At 66.6% G+C, this 15,318-nt stretch carries 14 protein-coding genes; 5 read left to right on the forward strand and 9 right to left on the reverse strand.

Annotation, left to right across the window (positions count from 1 at the left end; translation table 11 throughout):
* The first annotated feature begins 2 nt into the window (after window positions 1-2).
* Genes VMT65_RS20285 through VMT65_RS20295 form a run of 3 tightly spaced genes read left to right on the forward strand, consistent with a single transcriptional unit; the run spans window position 3 to window position 2,712 of the window.
* Entirely contained in the window at window positions 3-878 is an 876-nt protein-coding gene (locus VMT65_RS20285) for a CoA transferase subunit A (protein WP_326309877.1), read from the forward strand.
* Complete coding sequence (locus tag VMT65_RS20290) at window positions 878-1,636, forward strand: CoA-transferase subunit beta (protein WP_326309878.1); 759 nt, start codon at window positions 878-880, stop codon at window positions 1,634-1,636. The genes VMT65_RS20285 and VMT65_RS20290 overlap by 1 nt, the downstream gene beginning before the upstream one ends.
* Window positions 1,633-2,712 (forward strand): NAD(P)H-dependent flavin oxidoreductase, encoded by a 1,080-nt coding sequence (locus VMT65_RS20295; protein ID WP_326309879.1) that lies wholly within the window; start codon window positions 1,633-1,635, stop codon window positions 2,710-2,712. Before VMT65_RS20290 ends, VMT65_RS20295 begins: the two co-directional genes overlap by 4 nt.
* A gap of 301 nt (window positions 2,713-3,013) precedes the next feature.
* Here VMT65_RS20295 and VMT65_RS20300 read toward each other — a convergent pair whose 3' ends face one another.
* Window positions 3,014-3,847 (reverse strand): SDR family oxidoreductase, encoded by an 834-nt coding sequence (locus VMT65_RS20300; protein WP_326309880.1) that lies wholly within the window; start codon window positions 3,845-3,847, stop codon window positions 3,014-3,016.
* 156 nt (window positions 3,848-4,003) lie between these two features.
* Between VMT65_RS20300 and VMT65_RS20305 the strand changes: the two genes are divergently transcribed.
* Together VMT65_RS20305 and VMT65_RS20310 are read left to right on the forward strand one after the other, a co-directional pair.
* The gene (locus tag VMT65_RS20305; RefSeq protein ID WP_326309881.1) at window positions 4,004-5,260 is read left to right on the forward strand and encodes an RNA-guided endonuclease InsQ/TnpB family protein; all 1,257 of its coding nucleotides are present in this window, start codon (window positions 4,004-4,006) and stop codon (window positions 5,258-5,260) included.
* Window positions 5,261-5,336: 76 nt separating this feature from the next.
* Entirely contained in the window at window positions 5,337-6,218 is an 882-nt protein-coding gene (locus VMT65_RS20310; protein ID WP_326309882.1) for a metallophosphoesterase family protein, read from the forward strand.
* Here VMT65_RS20310 and VMT65_RS20315 read toward each other — a convergent pair.
* From VMT65_RS20315 to VMT65_RS20350, 8 genes are all read right to left on the reverse strand, one after another.
* On the reverse strand, window positions 6,207-7,601 hold the full coding sequence (locus VMT65_RS20315) for a uracil-xanthine permease family protein (protein WP_326309883.1): 1,395 nt from the start codon (window positions 7,599-7,601) through the stop codon (window positions 6,207-6,209). The two genes, VMT65_RS20310 and VMT65_RS20315, sit on opposite strands and share 12 nt — an antisense overlap.
* 188 nt (window positions 7,602-7,789) lie before the next feature.
* On the reverse strand, window positions 7,790-8,353 hold the full coding sequence (locus tag VMT65_RS20320) for a hypothetical protein (RefSeq protein ID WP_326309884.1): 564 nt from the start codon (window positions 8,351-8,353) through the stop codon (window positions 7,790-7,792).
* An 80-nt stretch (window positions 8,354-8,433) separates the two neighbouring features.
* Window positions 8,434-10,260 carry a multicopper oxidase family protein gene (locus VMT65_RS20325; protein WP_326309885.1) on the reverse strand — a complete coding sequence of 609 codons (1,827 nt, stop codon included), beginning with the start codon at window positions 10,258-10,260 and terminating at the stop codon, window positions 8,434-8,436.
* A 134-nt stretch (window positions 10,261-10,394) separates the two neighbouring features.
* Window positions 10,395-11,546, reverse strand: a complete 1,152-nt coding sequence (locus tag VMT65_RS20330; protein WP_326310315.1) for an acetyl-CoA C-acetyltransferase — start codon at window positions 11,544-11,546, stop codon at window positions 10,395-10,397.
* A gap of 68 nt (window positions 11,547-11,614) precedes the next feature.
* Window positions 11,615-12,223: a TetR/AcrR family transcriptional regulator gene (locus tag VMT65_RS20335; protein ID WP_326309886.1), complete on the reverse strand. Its 609-nt coding sequence runs from the start codon at window positions 12,221-12,223 to the stop codon at window positions 11,615-11,617.
* A 69-nt stretch (window positions 12,224-12,292) separates the two neighbouring features.
* Window positions 12,293-13,048, reverse strand: coding sequence for a hypothetical protein (locus tag VMT65_RS20340; RefSeq protein ID WP_326309887.1), 756 nt, complete (start codon window positions 13,046-13,048; stop codon window positions 12,293-12,295).
* A 207-nt stretch (window positions 13,049-13,255) separates the two neighbouring features.
* A complete protein-coding gene (locus tag VMT65_RS20345; RefSeq protein ID WP_326309888.1) occupies window positions 13,256-14,050 on the reverse strand; it encodes an SDR family oxidoreductase in 795 nt (264 codons plus the stop codon).
* A complete protein-coding gene (locus VMT65_RS20350; protein WP_442790289.1) occupies window positions 14,047-15,267 on the reverse strand; it encodes an acyl-CoA dehydrogenase family protein in 1,221 nt (406 codons plus the stop codon). Before VMT65_RS20350 ends, VMT65_RS20345 begins: the two co-directional genes overlap by 4 nt.
* Window positions 15,268-15,318: the final 51 nt, after the last annotated feature.

Genomic DNA, 15,318 nt, shown 5'->3' on the forward strand with positions numbered 1-15,318 from the left:
CCATGCGCGACAAGCGAATGTCGCTCGACGAGGTCGTCGGCGAACTGCGCAGCGGAATGACCATCGGCATCGGCGGCTGGGGCTCGCGGCGCAAGCCGATGGCCTTCGTGCGCGCGCTGCTGCGGTCGGACGTCACCGATCTGACGGTTGTCACCTACGGTGGCCCGGACTTGGGTCTGCTGTGCTCGGCGGGCAAGGTGAAGAAGGCGTACTACGGCTTCGTATCCCTGGACTCCGCGCCGTTCTACGACCCGTGGTTCGCCAAGGCCCGCACCGAGGGTGCGATCACCGTGCGTGAGATGGACGAGGGCATGGTCAAGTGCGGTCTGCAGGCCGCGGCGGCCCGCCTGCCGTTCCTACCGATTCGTGCCGGATTGGGTTCGGCCGTCATCGATTTCTGGGAAGGCGAGCTGAAGACCGTTCAGTCGCCTTATCTGACCGACGGCAAGGCCGAGACTCTCGTCGCCATGCCCGCTTTGAACCTGGATGCCGCGTTCGTGCACCTGGATCTGGGTGACAAGCACGGCAATGCCGCCTACACCGGCGTCGATCCGTACATGGACGACCTCTACATGCTCTCGGCCGAGAAGCGCTACCTGTCGGTGGATCGCCTGGTCGAGACCGAGGAACTGGTGAAAGCCGTTCCCACGCAGGCCCTCATCCTCAATCGCATGATGGTCGACGGTGTCGTCGAGGCCCCCGGCGGCGCGCACTTCACCTTCTCCGGCAGCTACGGCCGCGACGAGAAGTTCCAGCGCCACTATGTCGAGGCCGCCAAGACGCCCGAGGCGTGGGCCGAGTTCAAGGCCCGCTACCTGGATGTCTCGGAGGACGAATACCAGGCCGCCGTCAAGGCTTTCGCCGAGGAGCAGAAGTAATGACCGACACCACCACTGTTACGCGCGCTGAGATCTGCGTCGTCGCGGCGGCCGAGATCTTCCGGGGCGCGGGCGAGATCATGGCCTCGCCCATGTCCACCATCACCACCATCGGCGCGCGGCTGGCGCGGCTCACCTTCGAGCCGGATCTGCTGCTGTCCGACGGCGAGGCGCTGTTCTTCGCCGAGATTCCGCCGATCGGTGGGAAGGCTTCGATCGAGGGCTGGATTCCGTTCTCGAAGGTCTTCGATGTGGTGAATTCCGGTCGCCGCCATGTGGTCATGGGCGCGAACCAGCTGGACCGCTACGGCAATCAGAACCTGTCGGCGTTCGGTCCGCTGCAGCAGCCGACCCGTCAGATGTTCGGTGTGCGCGGCGCGCCGGGCAACACCATCAATCACGCCACCAGCTACTTCGTGCCCAAGCACGGCAAGCGGGTGTTCGTGGATCAGGTCGACATCGTCTCCGGAATCGGTTACGACAAGATCGATTCCGAGAATCCGGCGTATCGGTTCCACCATCTGCACCGGGTGGTGTCGAACCTGGGCGTGTTCGACTACAACGGGCCGGACCACACCATGCGCGCGCTGTCGCTGCATCCGGGCGTGACCGCGGACGAGGTCGCGGAGAACACGTCGTTCGAGATCGAGGGGCTGGCCGAGGCGGGCGAGACCCGGCTGCCCACCGAAGAAGAGCTGAACATCATCCGTAATGTTCTCGACCCCAAGGGCTTCCGCGAGAAGGAAGTAACGGCATGACCGCCCAACGCCTGAAGACCCCGCTGACCGAACTGGTCGGCATAGAGCATCCGATCGTGCAGACCGGCATGGGTTGGGTCGCCGGTCCGGGCCTGGTCGCGGCCACCGCCAATGCGGGCGGCCTCGGCATCCTCGCCTCGGCGACCATGACCTTCGAGGAACTCGAGCAGGCCATCGCCAAGACGAAGGCGAAGACCGACAAGCCCTTCGGCGTCAATATCCGCGCCGACGGCTCCGACGCCGCCGAACGCTGCGAGCTCATGATCCGCGAGGGCGTCAAGGTGGCCTCCTTCGCGCTGGCTCCCAAGAAGGAGCTCATCGCACGGCTCAAGGACAACGGCGTGGTGGTGGTGCCGTCCATCGGCGCGGCCAAGCACGCGGTCAAGGTGGCCTCCTGGGGCGCGGACGCGGTGATCGTGCAGGGCGGTGAGGGCGGCGGCCACACCGGTTCCGTCGCAACGACTCTGCTGCTGCCCTCCGTCCTCGACGCCGTCGACATTCCGGTGATCGCCGGTGGCGGCTTCTTCGACGGCCGCGGCTTGGCTGCCGCGCTGTCCTACGGCGCGGCCGGTGTCGCGATGGGCACCCGCTTCCTGCTCACGCAGGATTCGGCGGTACCGGACTCGGTCAAACAGGAGTACCTGACCCGCGGACTCCAGGACACGGTCGTCTCGACCAAGGTCGACGGCATGCCGCACCGCGTGCTGAACACCGAACTCGTCGACAAGCTGGAGCACTCCAGCGGCGTGCGCGGTCTCGCCGCCGCCGTGTCCAATGCCGTCAAGTTCAAGTCCATGACCGGCATGAAGTGGTCGACCATGGTCAAGGACGGGCTGGCCATGCGCAAGCACAAGGACCTCACCTGGTCCCAGGTCATCATGGCCGCCAATACCCCGATGCTGCTGAAAGCCGGTCTAGTGGAGGGCAATACCCACGCGGGCGTCCTCGCCTCCGGCCAGGTCGCCGGCATCATCGACGACCTCCCCACCGTCGCCGACCTCATCGACCGCATCATCACCGAGGCCGTCGAGCGCATCGACAGCCTCAACCAGTACCGCGTCACCACCACGGCCTGACGCATCGAACGTGCGCGGCCACCACAGCCCGACCGCGCACCCGGATCCGAACACCCTCGGATCCATGTGCCGCGCCCCCTGTCGGGCGCGCCCGAGCCGCTCCCGGATCCTCTCGCCCGGGGGCGGCTTCGCGCATTTCGGCTGCTAACAACACAATCCATGCGAATATCTCGCCATGCCCCCGCCCGGGTAACCTCCGCGAAGTCGCGGGACTCCTCCGAGGATGACGGATGGCTCGTAGATGCGAACGACGTCGGGCTCGCTGGACACCAGTTGTCTGCCTACCTACGGGGATAACTGACTACCTCTTGCGGATGCCGGAGACCAGGGCGAAGAGGGCGTCCAGGATTGGGGTGGGTGTGACGGTGGTGGCTGCTACCTGGATTTTTCCGGGCAGGCCCGGGATGTAGCGGGCGCGGGGGTGTTTTGCGATGAGGGCTTTTTCGACCTCCTTGACGACCGAGTCGACCGGGGCGGCGATTTTGGGGACCTGTTGGGACATTTTGCGGAGGCCCGCGAGGTGGGCGCTGTAGAGGTCGCGTTGGGCTTGGGTGAGATGGGCGGTGGTGGTGTCGACCATGTCGGTTGCGCCGAACCAGAGATCGGTGGCGATGGGGCCGGGTTCGATGAGGGAGGTGTGGATTCCGAAGGGGCGCAGTTCTACTCGGAGGGCGTCGACCAGGCCCTCGAGGGCAAACTTGGAGGAGTTGTAGGCTCCGGTGCCGGGGGTGGAGACGCGGCCGCTCAGCGACGAGATGAAGACGGCTCGGCCCTTGCTGGCGCGCAGGCGTGGGAGGACGGCCTGGGTCACCGCCACCTGGCCGAAGACGTTGACCTCGAACTGGTTTCGGAGTTCGTCGAGGGTGAGTAATTCGACCGGGCCGTCCACGACGATCCCCGCGTTGTTGACCACGGCGGTGAGGTCAGCAGGGAGCACTCGGTCGAGGGCGGCGACATCCTCGGGATCGGTGACATCAAGCTGCACAGGGATGATGCGGGAATCGACGGCAGTGAGCGCTTCACCATCGGAGAGCTTGCGGAGGCCCGCATAGACCTGCCAGCCCTGCTGCGCCATCCGCAGGCAGATGGCTTTTCCGATTCCGCGCGCCGCGCCCGTGACCAACACAGAGTTCATAGAGGGCAGCGTAATTCGCAGCGACCTGGCGTGGCACCGGTCGAGCATGCATTCGACCGTTCCTCAATGTTTGCCATACCTTTCAGCTATCGTCTATATGTTCGATTCAGCGCCTAGCTGGGCGAAGACGGGGGACGCGTGAGGCATGTACAAGGGGTGCGGTTCGAACTCGCACCCGATCCCGATCAGGTCGTGCTGATGGCGCGGCATGCGGGGCTGTCGCGCGTGGTCGAGAACTTCTGCCTGGAGATCGTGTGCAAGAAGCCGGCGCAACGCAGGGCCGAGGAGACCTACGGGCTTTCCGGCGACCAGTTGACCGAGGTGCCTTGGACCGCGCCCGCATTGGAAAGGGCCTGGCGCGAAACTCATCCCACCCGCTTTCCATGGTTTAGTGAGGACCGGCTATCGTCGCGAGTGCCCAAAGAAGCATGCCGGGCGAGGGCGGCAGGGTTTGCCAACTGGCTGGCCTCACGCAACGGCAACCGCCAAGGGGCGCGGGTTCGGTTTCCGAAATGGCGCAAACGCAAACACGGCAATCGATTCCGCTACGACGCCGATCGCGCCAAGCCAGTCGACCCTCATGCAGTCTGGCTGCCAGGAATCGGTCCGGTTGCCACGCGCGAAAACATGTCCTGGCTCACTGATCGGTTGGCCGCTGATACTGCCCGCATCCTCGGGTCAAGCGTGCGCGAGCGGGCCGGTCGCTGGTGGATATCGTTCCAACTCGAGGTCGATCGCGACGAGATCAACGCTCGCCGCCGTGTCCCCGAAGGTGCCCCGAAGGCTGGAATCGATCTGGGACTCAATAGGTTCGCGGTGATCGTCGATGAGGACGGCAGCATCGAGGAACTTCGCGCACCAAAGCCTCTGACGCAGGCACAGCGGGCGTTGAAGCGCGCGAACCGTAGACTCGCCCGGTGTCAGCCGCAGTCGAACAATTGGCGCAAAGCCCGCACGAGGGTCGCCGCTCTGCATCTCCGGATCGCACACCGACGCATCGATTTTCTGCATAAGACCACCACGAGACTGGCGAGAACCAAGTCCGTGCTCGCGGTGGAGACATTGAACGTGAAAGGTATGTCAGCCAACCGGCGGTTGGCACGAGGGCTGGCCGATGCAGGGTTCTACGAGTTCATGCGGCAACTCGAGTACAAGGCGGGCTGGTACGGGTCGCGAGTATGGAAGGCCGACCGTTGGTTCCCGTCCACGAGAACCTGTGGTGACTGCGGTCTGATCAACAGCGAACTGACCCTGGCCGACCGGGAGTGGGTGTGTCCCAGGTGCGCAGTGACCCACGATCGCGACCACAACGCAGCCAGAAACCTACTCGTTGCATTCCTGACCGAAAACGAGAATATAGACCTCGCCGGGAAGTTCCCCGGAGAGGTGAAACGCCTCGCCGAGACCGCGTAAGACCATCGCTCCTGCGGGAGCCAGGCGGCGGTCGATGAAGCAGGAAGAATCTCAGCGCTGAGACTACGCTGAATTCGTGCAACGGAATGTCCTGATTGCCGGAGATCTGCATGGGAACGCGACGTTCGCGCAGGCGTTGTTGCAGGTCGCCAGGCGGAAGGAGTGCGCGCGGGTCTTCGTGGTGGGCGACTTCGGGGCCTGGGAGCACATGCATTCGGGGCGGCGGTATTTCGACGTGGTGAATCGGGCGGCCAAGAAGGCCGGGGTCACCGTGTACTTCCTGGACGGGAACCACGACAAGAGTTCGCTGCTGCACGAACTCTACGACGAGCATCCCGACGACGAGGGATTCCTGGTGTGCCGCAGCCATCTGCGGTACGCGCCGCGCGGGCACCGCTGGACCTGGGCGGGGACCAGCTTCGCCGCCTTCGGCGGGGCGGCCTCCACCGACAAGGCCTGGCGGCTGGCCCGGGAGGCGCGCAAGGCAGCCAAGGCCGAGACGCGGCGGCGCTACGGATCCTCGAAGCGGCCGGAAACCGCTGGCACGCTGTGGTTTCCGGAAGAGGAGATGACCGACGAGGAACTGGACGCCCTGTTGGAGGCGGACGACTCGCCGGTGGACGTCCTGCTCACCCACGACAAGCCGCGCGCCTCGGAGCCCCCGTGGAACCGCAAGGACAAGCCGGAGTGCTATCCCAACCAGGACCGCATCCAGCGGGTGGTGCGCACGCTGCGACCCGCCGTGCTGTTCCACGGGCATCTGCACGTGCGCTACACCGACACCATCGCGAGCGGTGACGGGCAGTGGACCCGGGTCGAGGGTCTGGCCTGCGATCCGGAAGCCGCGCAGTACCTGGAGTATTCGACCGAACACTCCTGGTACGTACTGGAGCTGCCCTATGCCGAGCAGCGGCTGGCGGGCACCGACGAGACCGAGCCCCGTTCCCTACCGGCCTGATTCGTCCCGGCTGACTTCGTCGTAGGAGGAGGTGCCCTCGTCCAGCAGGGGCTCCTCGCCCTTGAAGTGCGCGGGCGCGAAGAAGCGCAGCACGTGGTAGCCGGAGATCACGACCAGGGTGCCCAGCGCGATGCCGCTCAGGGTGAAGTTGTCGGTGAACTTCATGCTCACATTGCCGATGCCGATGATCAGCCCGGCCGCGGCGGGCACCAGGTTCAGCGGATTGCGGAGATCGACCTTGGCATTGGTCCAGATCTGCGCGCCGAGCAGACCGATCATGCCGTAGAGGATGACGGTGATGCCGCCGAGCACACCGCCCGGAATGGCCGCGACGATCGCCCCGAACTTCGGGCACAGACCGAACAGCAGGGCGAAAAAGGCGGCCGCCCAATAGGCCGCGGTCGAGTAGACGCGGGTGGCCGCCATGACGCCGATGTTCTCGGAGTAGGTGGTGTTGGGTGGGCCGCCGACCGCGGTGGAGAGCATGGACGCCGCGCCGTCGGCGGCAATGGCGGTGCCGAGTCGGGCGTCCAGATTGTCGCCGGTCATCTCGCCGACGGCCTTCACGTGCCCGGCGTTCTCCGCGACCAGCGCGATCACCACCGGCAGCGCCACCAGGACGGCCGACCACTGGAACGACGGCGCGTGAAAGGTGGGCAGGCCGATCCAGTCCGCCTTGCCCACACCCGAGAGGTCCAGTCGCCAGTGGTCGGTGACCTTGCCGCTGCCGTCGGCCGAATGGATCTGTCCGAGCACCCGATCCAGCACCCAGGACAGGGCGTAGCCGAATACCAGGCCCAGGAAAATCGCGATGCGCGAGAAGAATCCGCGCAATCCGACCACGGCCAGGCCGGTGAACAGCATGACCAGCAGGGCCGTCCACTGATCCTGCGGCCAGTAGGTCGCGGCGGTGACGGGGGCCAGATTGAAGCCGATGAGCATGACCACCGCGCCGGTCACCACCGGCGGCATGGCGGCGTGAATGATGCGCGCCCCGAACCTCTGTACGGCCAAACCGATGAGGAACAGCGCCGCGCCGACCGCGAGGCAGGCCCCGGTAACCGTCGCGCTACTGCCGCCCTGCGCCCGGATCACCGCCGCCACACCCACGAACGAGAGCGAACAGCCCAGATAGCTGGGCACCTGGCCGCGGGTGGCGAGCAGGAAGATGGCCGTGGCCACGCCCGACATCATGATGGCGAGGTTGGGGTCCAGCCCCATCAGTACGGGCGCCACGAAGCTCGCGCCGAACATGGCCACGACGTGCTGTGCGCCGAGCCCGAAGGTGCGCGGCCACGACAGCCGCTCGTCCGGACGTACCACCGCCCCCGGCGCGGGCGTGCGCCCGTCACCGTGCACCGTCCAGCGGACACCCAAAACCATCAACCGCCCGCTTTCTCCCGAAGGTCCGAAATGCTTCGCGGACATCCTAATGCGAGCAAACCCCCAGCTCCCCTCCTCGCATAGGGCGAGGTTCGACCGGCGTGCCGCCCGGGAACACCGCGTCGGCGACCGATGCGGACCGTGGCATGCGGCGAGCAACCGGGTGCGGAATTCCGGCGGCGAGGCGATCAGACCAGACCGTAGCGACGCCGGACTGCCGGCGGCAGGGCGTACGGGTTCGAGCCATCCGCGGACGACGACGCGTCGTGCATCCCCAGTGCCGCACCGGCATTCGGACTATCCGAAAGGGGCTGCGGGGAACGCCACAGCGGGACACGGGGCAGGGCAACCGGGCTGGCAGGATCGTCAGTAACAGTGTCGGCGATGAACTGTGGCTCAATACCGTTCGGTTGTGCAGCGTCGTGCGAGCGTTCGGGGGCCGTTCGCGCGAAGTAACGCAGTGCGTGGGCGACGGCAGGGTCGGAAGTGAGTTCTTCGCGGAGGGCCGCCGCCTGCGCGAGCGCGCTTTGCAGAGACAGCTCGTGAGCACGCGAAACTGCTTGCGCCATCTCTGAATCCGGCATCTCCAGCGTTAGGATATGGCCGTCCGCGTCGGTCTCGACGCGCACCCGGGCCACCTCACCTCGGCCCACTACTTCGACGGCGGTCGCCCGGACACCGGCGATGGCGTCCTGCACCCGACGGGCCTTGCGGGCGATCTCCTCCAGTCGCCCTTCCTCCGATGTCGGCATGACCGCAACCTACCCCGCCGTGGCGAAAGCCGGTGCCGTGTCGGCAACTTCGCGCACGGTGTCATCAACTTCGCGCACGATCAGGGCCGGACGCGGATCTGCTGCATCATGTCGTGGTCGGCGTGGTCGAGGTTGTGGCAGTGCCAGACGTAGCCGTGGATCTCGGGGGCGTCGGCCATGTCGCCGGACATGCCGGTGCCGGTGGGGGACATGGCTTCCGCGCCCGGCGGGATCGGAATGGTGGTGTCCGGGTCGAAGCCGAGTTCCTCGACGGAAGGCCACTTCACCAGGATGCGGGTGATGGTGTCGGTGGGGCACTCGATGGTGTCCTTCCAGCCGACTTCCCAAGGCGGCGGGCCCTGTTCGGGGTCGATGACGTAGGGGTCGGCCGAGGGGGCCCAGCGGATGCCGAACTTCGGCGGGTAGTTGGCGAAGAAGTAGGCCGAGGTGAGGATGGGCTGGCGCGCGATCACCCGCAGCCGCGCCAGGTGCAGGTGGATGGGGTGGTCGAAGGGCGTGGTGTTGACGATGTCCCACTGCTCGACCGTCCCGGCCCGCGCCATGTCGATATCCGAGCTCAGGAACGCCAGGTTGTTGAGCGACATCATGGTCGGGAAGACCGCCGCGGCCCGGGAATCGTCATTGAGTCCGAGCAGCGTCATGGTGCGCACCGAGCCCGGGCGGTAGACGGGTTCCAGCGCGTCCGGCTGGCCGGGCCCGCCGCGCAGGGTGAACGGAATGTCGTAGGCCGGACCGTCGCCCGCGCCCACGAACCGCATGATGGGCCGCAACTCCGGGACCATGAACACGGTATTGCCGAGATCGTTCTTGGCGGTATTGATCAAATCGACCGTCTCGCCGTCCGCGAGGCCGCTGAAGTCGACGAGCATGTCCACCCGCTCCCCCGGGCTCACCCGAATGGACGGTGTCGGCACCGGCCCATCCAGCAGCCCCAGATCCCCGCCGATGGCGAAGAACAGCATGCCGTTGGAGAACTCGAAAATATAAGGGCGCGAATTGGATCCATTGAGCAGCCGGAACCGGTACACGGTGCGCCGGACCTCGAATCGCGGCCACACCACCCCGTTCACGCAGCACACGTCGCCCAGCTGCCCGGATTGGTTGTAGCCCTGGGGAATATAGGTCGCGACCATGGGTTGCAGGCTGCCGTCGGCGTTGAAGGTCCGGTCCTGCACGATGAGCGGCACCTCGAACTCACCGCTGGGCAGCCCGAGCGGGTTGTCCGCGCGTCCGGTGTCGAATTCGTCTCGCAGGTAATACAGCCCGGCGAGCCCGGCCTGAATGTTCAGCCGGGTGATCCCCATGGCGTGATCGTGATACCAGAGGGTGGCGGCCTCCTGCCGATTCCCGTACGCGAAGCGGGGCCCGCCGCCATTGCGCCACGCGATGAGCGGATGTCCGTCGGAGTCGGGCGAATTCGCGCCGCCGTGCAGGTGCACGGTGAAGCGCGGATCGGTGCGGTCGAGCTCGGTGACCCCGTGCATGGTGAGATCCACGTGCGGGGCCAGCACGTGGGTGCCGAGTTCATTGCGAAACCCGATGCGCGCCACTTGATCTCGATACGCCTCGAGATTCGGCCCCAGCACCGATTGCCCGAATCCCCAGCTGCGCGTCTCCGGCAGGTCCCGGTGATAGCGGTGCATGCCCGAGGTGGCCGCCAATTCCCCGGCGGCCGCCCGGGTTTCGGGGATCGGCAGCTCGTCGACGAAGGGCTGCAACGCGGGTGAGTGATAGTTGAGCGGCGTGATGGTCGGCGCGGGCAGCGGCGGGATGGGCACGGGCGGCGGGGGCAGGGGCACCGGATCGGCCGACGCCGACGCCAGATAGCCCATGCCCGCGATTCCGAGAGCCCCCAGCAGGAACCCCCGCCTCGACAGGTCGCTCATCATCCAGTCCCCACCCGGACAGCACCGCTATGTCAACTGGTCTATCGTCCGACGATAGCCGACATTACCGACCGGTGAATACGAAAAGCCGCACGCCGAAAAGCGGTGTGCGGCTTCTCGACAGCGACGGCCGACTAGCCCAGGCGCTCGATGATGGTCACGTTCGCGGTGCCGCCGCCCTCGCAGATGGTGAGCAGGCCGTAGCGACCGTTCACCCGCTCCAGCTCGTTGAGCAGTGTCGCGAACAGCTTGGCCCCGGTCGCACCCAGCGGGTGACCGAGCGCGATCGCGCCGCCATTGACATTGACCTTGTCCGGGTTGGCCCCGGTCTCCTTGATCCAGGCCAGCACCACCGAGGCGAAGGCCTCGTTGATCTCGATGACGTCCATGTCGTCGATGGTCAGGCCGGTCTTCTCGAGCGCCCATTTGGTGGCCGGGATCGGCGCGGTGAGCATGTAGATCGGGTCCGCGCCGCGCGCGCTCACGTGGTGGATGCGGGCCCGCGGGGTGAGCCCGTATTCGGCGACCGCCCAGTCCGAGGCGAGCAGGGTGGCGCTGGAGCCGTCGGAGATCTGGCTGGCCAGCGCGGCGGTAATGCGGCTGCCCTCGGCCAGCGGCTGCAGCCCGGCCATCTTCTCCAGGCTGGTCTCGCGCGGGCACTCGTCGATCCAGAAATCGCCGACCGGCACGATCTCGCGGTCGAACTTGCCGTCCACGATGGCCTTGCGGGCACGCTCATTGCTGCGCAGCGCCCACTCCTCCATCTCGCGGCGGGAGATGTCCCACTTCTCGGCGATCATGGTGGCCGAATTGAACTGCGACACTTCGCCGGTGCCGTAGCGGTGGTCCCAGCCCTGCGCGCCGACGAACGGCGAGTCGAAGCCGTAGGCCTGCCCGGCCAGCATGGCCGCCGAGATCGGAATGGCCGACATGTTCTGCACGCCGCCCGCCACGATCACCTCGGCGGTGCCGGACATGATGGCCTGCGCGCCGAAGGTGATGGCCTGCTGCGAGGAACCGCACTGCCGGTCCACGGTGACGCCCGGCACCGACTCCGGGTAGCCCGCCGCCAACCACGAAGTGCGCGCGATGTTTCCGGCCTGCGGGCCGATGGTGTCGCAGCAGCCGAACACCACATCGTCCACGGCCGCCGGGGTCAGATTGGTGCGCTCGATGAGTCCCTTGATGGCGGCCGCGCCGAGATCGGCGGGATGCACGGCGGACAGCGAACCGCCCCGCTTGCCCACCGGGGTGCGCACGGCGTCGATCACATACGCCTCACGCATCGGCGAATACTGGCGGCGGGACGGTGCTGACATTGGTAACTCCTACTGCTGCGTACGAGAGCTGAGAACTACACGCGTTGTTCGGGATTGGTGAGTCCGTCGAGGACGATGGTCAGGTATTGCTTGGCGAGGCTGTCCACCGTGATGCGGCCGCCGGGCTGGTACCAGCGCACCGATACCCACACCGTGTCGCGCAGGAACCGGTATGCCAGTTCGACATCCATCTCCGGCCGGAAGCTGCCGTCTTCGACGCCCGTGGTCAGGACGCGGTGCCAGAGCTCGCGGAACTCCTTGTTGTACTCGGTGATGTAGCCGAATCGCGGTGTGCCGCTGAGTCGTTTGGCCTCGGCCTGGTAGATGGCCACGGCGGCGTGGAAGTGGTCGAACGACTCATAGGAGGCGACCACCAGCGCTTCCAGCGTGTCGCGCGCGGGCAGGCCCGCGGCCACGATCTCGCGGTAGCGGCCGAAGAGGTCGTCGAGGAACCCGCGCAGGATTTCGTCCACCATGGCTTCTTTGGAATCGAAGTGGTGGTAGAGACTCCCGGATAGAATCCCCGCCGCGTCGGCAATGTCACGAACCGTGGTGGCGCGCAGGCCCCGCTCCGCGAATAGGTTCGCGGCCAGGCCGAGCAGCTCGTTGCGACGTGCTGATTTGGAGGGGTCAGGTTGGGTCACCCCGCCAATATACAACCAAGCATTTGCTTGGTCCACCTGCCTCCCACTCAGCGCCCACTGGAAAGCGACTCAGCGCACCGAATACCGCAGGGGTGACGAGACCGAGAGGTCTGCCAGGAGTCGATCACAGATCACCACCGGCGAGATTCCCGCCCGCGCCATCCGGGCCACCAGCGCCAATCGGCGTTCGGGACTGTCCCATTCGACGGTCAGCGGTTCGTGACCGGGCCCGGCGTCTACCGTGGCCATGACCCGCGGCGGGCCCCCATCCCCATCGGGCTCCTCGATGATTTTGAGAACCATTCCCCTTTGCCATGCCCGATATGTCTCCATATCGGCGCCCACCACCAATTTGTCTGTGGCAGCACACAACCCCTGCGCTATTTGATCGGCGAAGGCCACGTGGTCGTACCGTAGGCGTCTGCAGGTGCGCACCACCTCCAAAAGGTCGGCGCGTACCTCGCACAGCAGCGCGGTTCTCTTGCGGCGCCGCCGATCGGCCTCGGAATCGACGTACCCCGCCGCGCGCGAGAGACCGAGGCGACGGGCGCGATCGCGGTCGCGAATCATGTCGCGCCGCAAGGCGGCGCGCGGATCACGCACCACGTCGCTCTCGTCCACGGCGTGTTGTTCGAGGATCTGCGCGGCCCGCATGGCGGTGGCGCGCTCGGAGTCGTGGTCGAGCAATTCCGCGCCCAATGTCAGTGCGGCCAGAACGACATTGTCGAGTCTTCGACGCGCCAGGACGACCTCGCGCACCAGCTCGAGTTCCAATTCCTCGTGGGCTTGTTCTGGGGCTGCTTGTTGTCTGCGATCCGGACCCATGGGTCGTGCCCTTCGACTAGCGGTACCGGCCTAAACCAGGATTGCACAGGGAGACCCTCAACGCGCCAGCCATTTTCCGCCCTCAAAAAAATGGGCACTGCCGCGCCCCCTCCGGGGACGCGGCAGTGAGAAAAGCTGCGACCTGAAGACACAGCATTTCGCGCCGCCCGAACGCACTAATTCGGTTGGCGCGCGCGGTATTCCGAATTACGCGCGCTGGCTGGAAATGGAGACCACCTCACCGGTGAGGTAGGTGGTGTAGTCGCTGGCGAGCATGGCGATGGTGGCGGCCACCTCCCACGGCTCGGCCGCGCGTCCGAAGGCCTCACCGGCCGCCAGGCGATCCAGCAGGTCCGCCGAGGTGACCTTGTCCAGGAAGGCGTGCCGGGCGATGGACGGGGCAACGGCGTTGATGCGCACGCCGAATTCGGCGGCCTCGACCGCACTGCAGCGGGTCAATGCCATGACCCCGGCCTTGGCGGCGGCGTAGTGGGCCTGGCCGTGCTGGGCGCGCCAGCCGAGCACCGAGGCGTTGTTGACGATCACGCCGCCGTGGCCCGCTTCGCGGAAGTACTTGAGCGCGGCGCGAGTTGCCCTAAAGGTCCCGTTGAGGGTGATGTCGAGCACCTTGTCCCACTGCTCGTCGGTCATGTCGACCACGGGCACCTCGCCACCGAGGCCCGCGTTGTTGACCACGATGTCGATGCGGCCCAGCGCGGCCACGGCACCGGCGATCAACGCGTCCACCTGCTCGGTCGAGCTGACGTCGCAGGGCACGGAAGCGATTCGGCGGTCCGGGAATTCGGCCTGCAGCGCCTGCTCGGTCTCCTTCAGGCGACGCTCGTGCCAGTCGGAGATCACCACATCCGCGCCCTCGGACAGCAGGCGGCGCGCGGTGGCCGAGCCGATACCGGTGCCCGCCGCGGCGGTGACGACCGCGATCTTGCCCGCGAGCAGATTGTGGCCCGGGGTGATTTCTGGAGCGATGGACAGGTCGGTCACGGTCGAGCCTCTCGGGGAAGTCCGAGCACGCGCTCGGAGATGATATTGCGCTGCACTTCGTTCGAACCGCCGTAGATGGTGTCCGCACGCGTGAAGAGGAACATGCGCTGCCAGGCATTGAGATCGTCGCCGGGGCCGTCGGCGATGAGGCCGGGCGCGCCGAGCACGTCCATGGCCAATTCCCCAAGGCCGCGATGCCAATTGGCCCACAGCAGCTTGGTGACCGAGGCCTGCCCGGCGGCGGTGCGAGCATCAACGGAGGCCCCGTCATGACCAGACTCGAGCGTCCGCAGCACGTGGGCGCGCAGCACGCGCAGACCCACCCAGGCCCTGTCGAGTCGATCGGCGATGACCGGATTCTCGATGGCACCGTTCTCCCGCGCCACCGCCTCCAGATCGGCGAGCTCGCGCGCGTAGCGAATCTGCTGACCCACGGTGGAGATGCCGCGCTCGAAGGTGAGCGTGCCCATGGCGACCTTCCACCCGTCGCCGGGCTGCCCGACCACGAGATCGGCCGCGGTGCGGGCATTGTCGAAGAAGACCTCGTTGAATTCGGCGGTCCCGGTGAGCTGGATGATGGGCCGCACCTCGACGCCCGGCTGCTTCATGGGCACGAGCAGATAGGACAGGCCGTGGTGGCGGGTCGAGCCCTTCTCGGTGCGGGCGACCACGAAGCACCAGTCCGACAGGTGCGCCAGGGAGGTCCAGATCTTCTGCCCGTTGATGACCCACTCGTCGCCGTCCAGCTGGGCGGAGGTGGTCACCGCGGCCAGATCCGAACCCGCGCCCGGCTCCGAATAGCCCTGGCACCACAGCTCGGTGACATTGCGGATGCCCGGCAGGAAGCGCTGCTTCTGCGCCTCGGTGCCGAAGGCGATGACCGTGGGTCCGAGCAGTTCCTCGCCCAGGTGCGAGACCCGGCTCGGCGCATCGGCTTTGGCGTACTCCTCGTGGAAGATGACCTGCTGCCGCAGCGTGGCGTCGCGGCCGCCCCATTGCTTGGGCCAGCCCAGGCAGGTCAGACCGGCGGCGGCGAGGGCGCGGTCCCATTCCAGGCGCTCCTCGAAGGCCTCGTGCTCGCGCCCGGGACCACCCAGACCGCGCAGCTCGCGGAACTGGCCGTTCAGGTTCTCGGCCAGCCATTCCCGCACCTCGGTACGGAATTCGGCGTCCTCGGGCGGCTCCATCCCGGTGGCCGGTTCGGGGGTCTGGATCATGCTCACGTCGGTAGAGTAACCTACCAAGCACTTGCTTTGTTAGACCCATTC

The sequence above is a fragment of the Nocardia sp. CDC153 genome (genome assembly GCF_035818515.1).
Taxonomy (GTDB): domain Bacteria; phylum Actinomycetota; class Actinomycetes; order Mycobacteriales; family Mycobacteriaceae; genus Nocardia.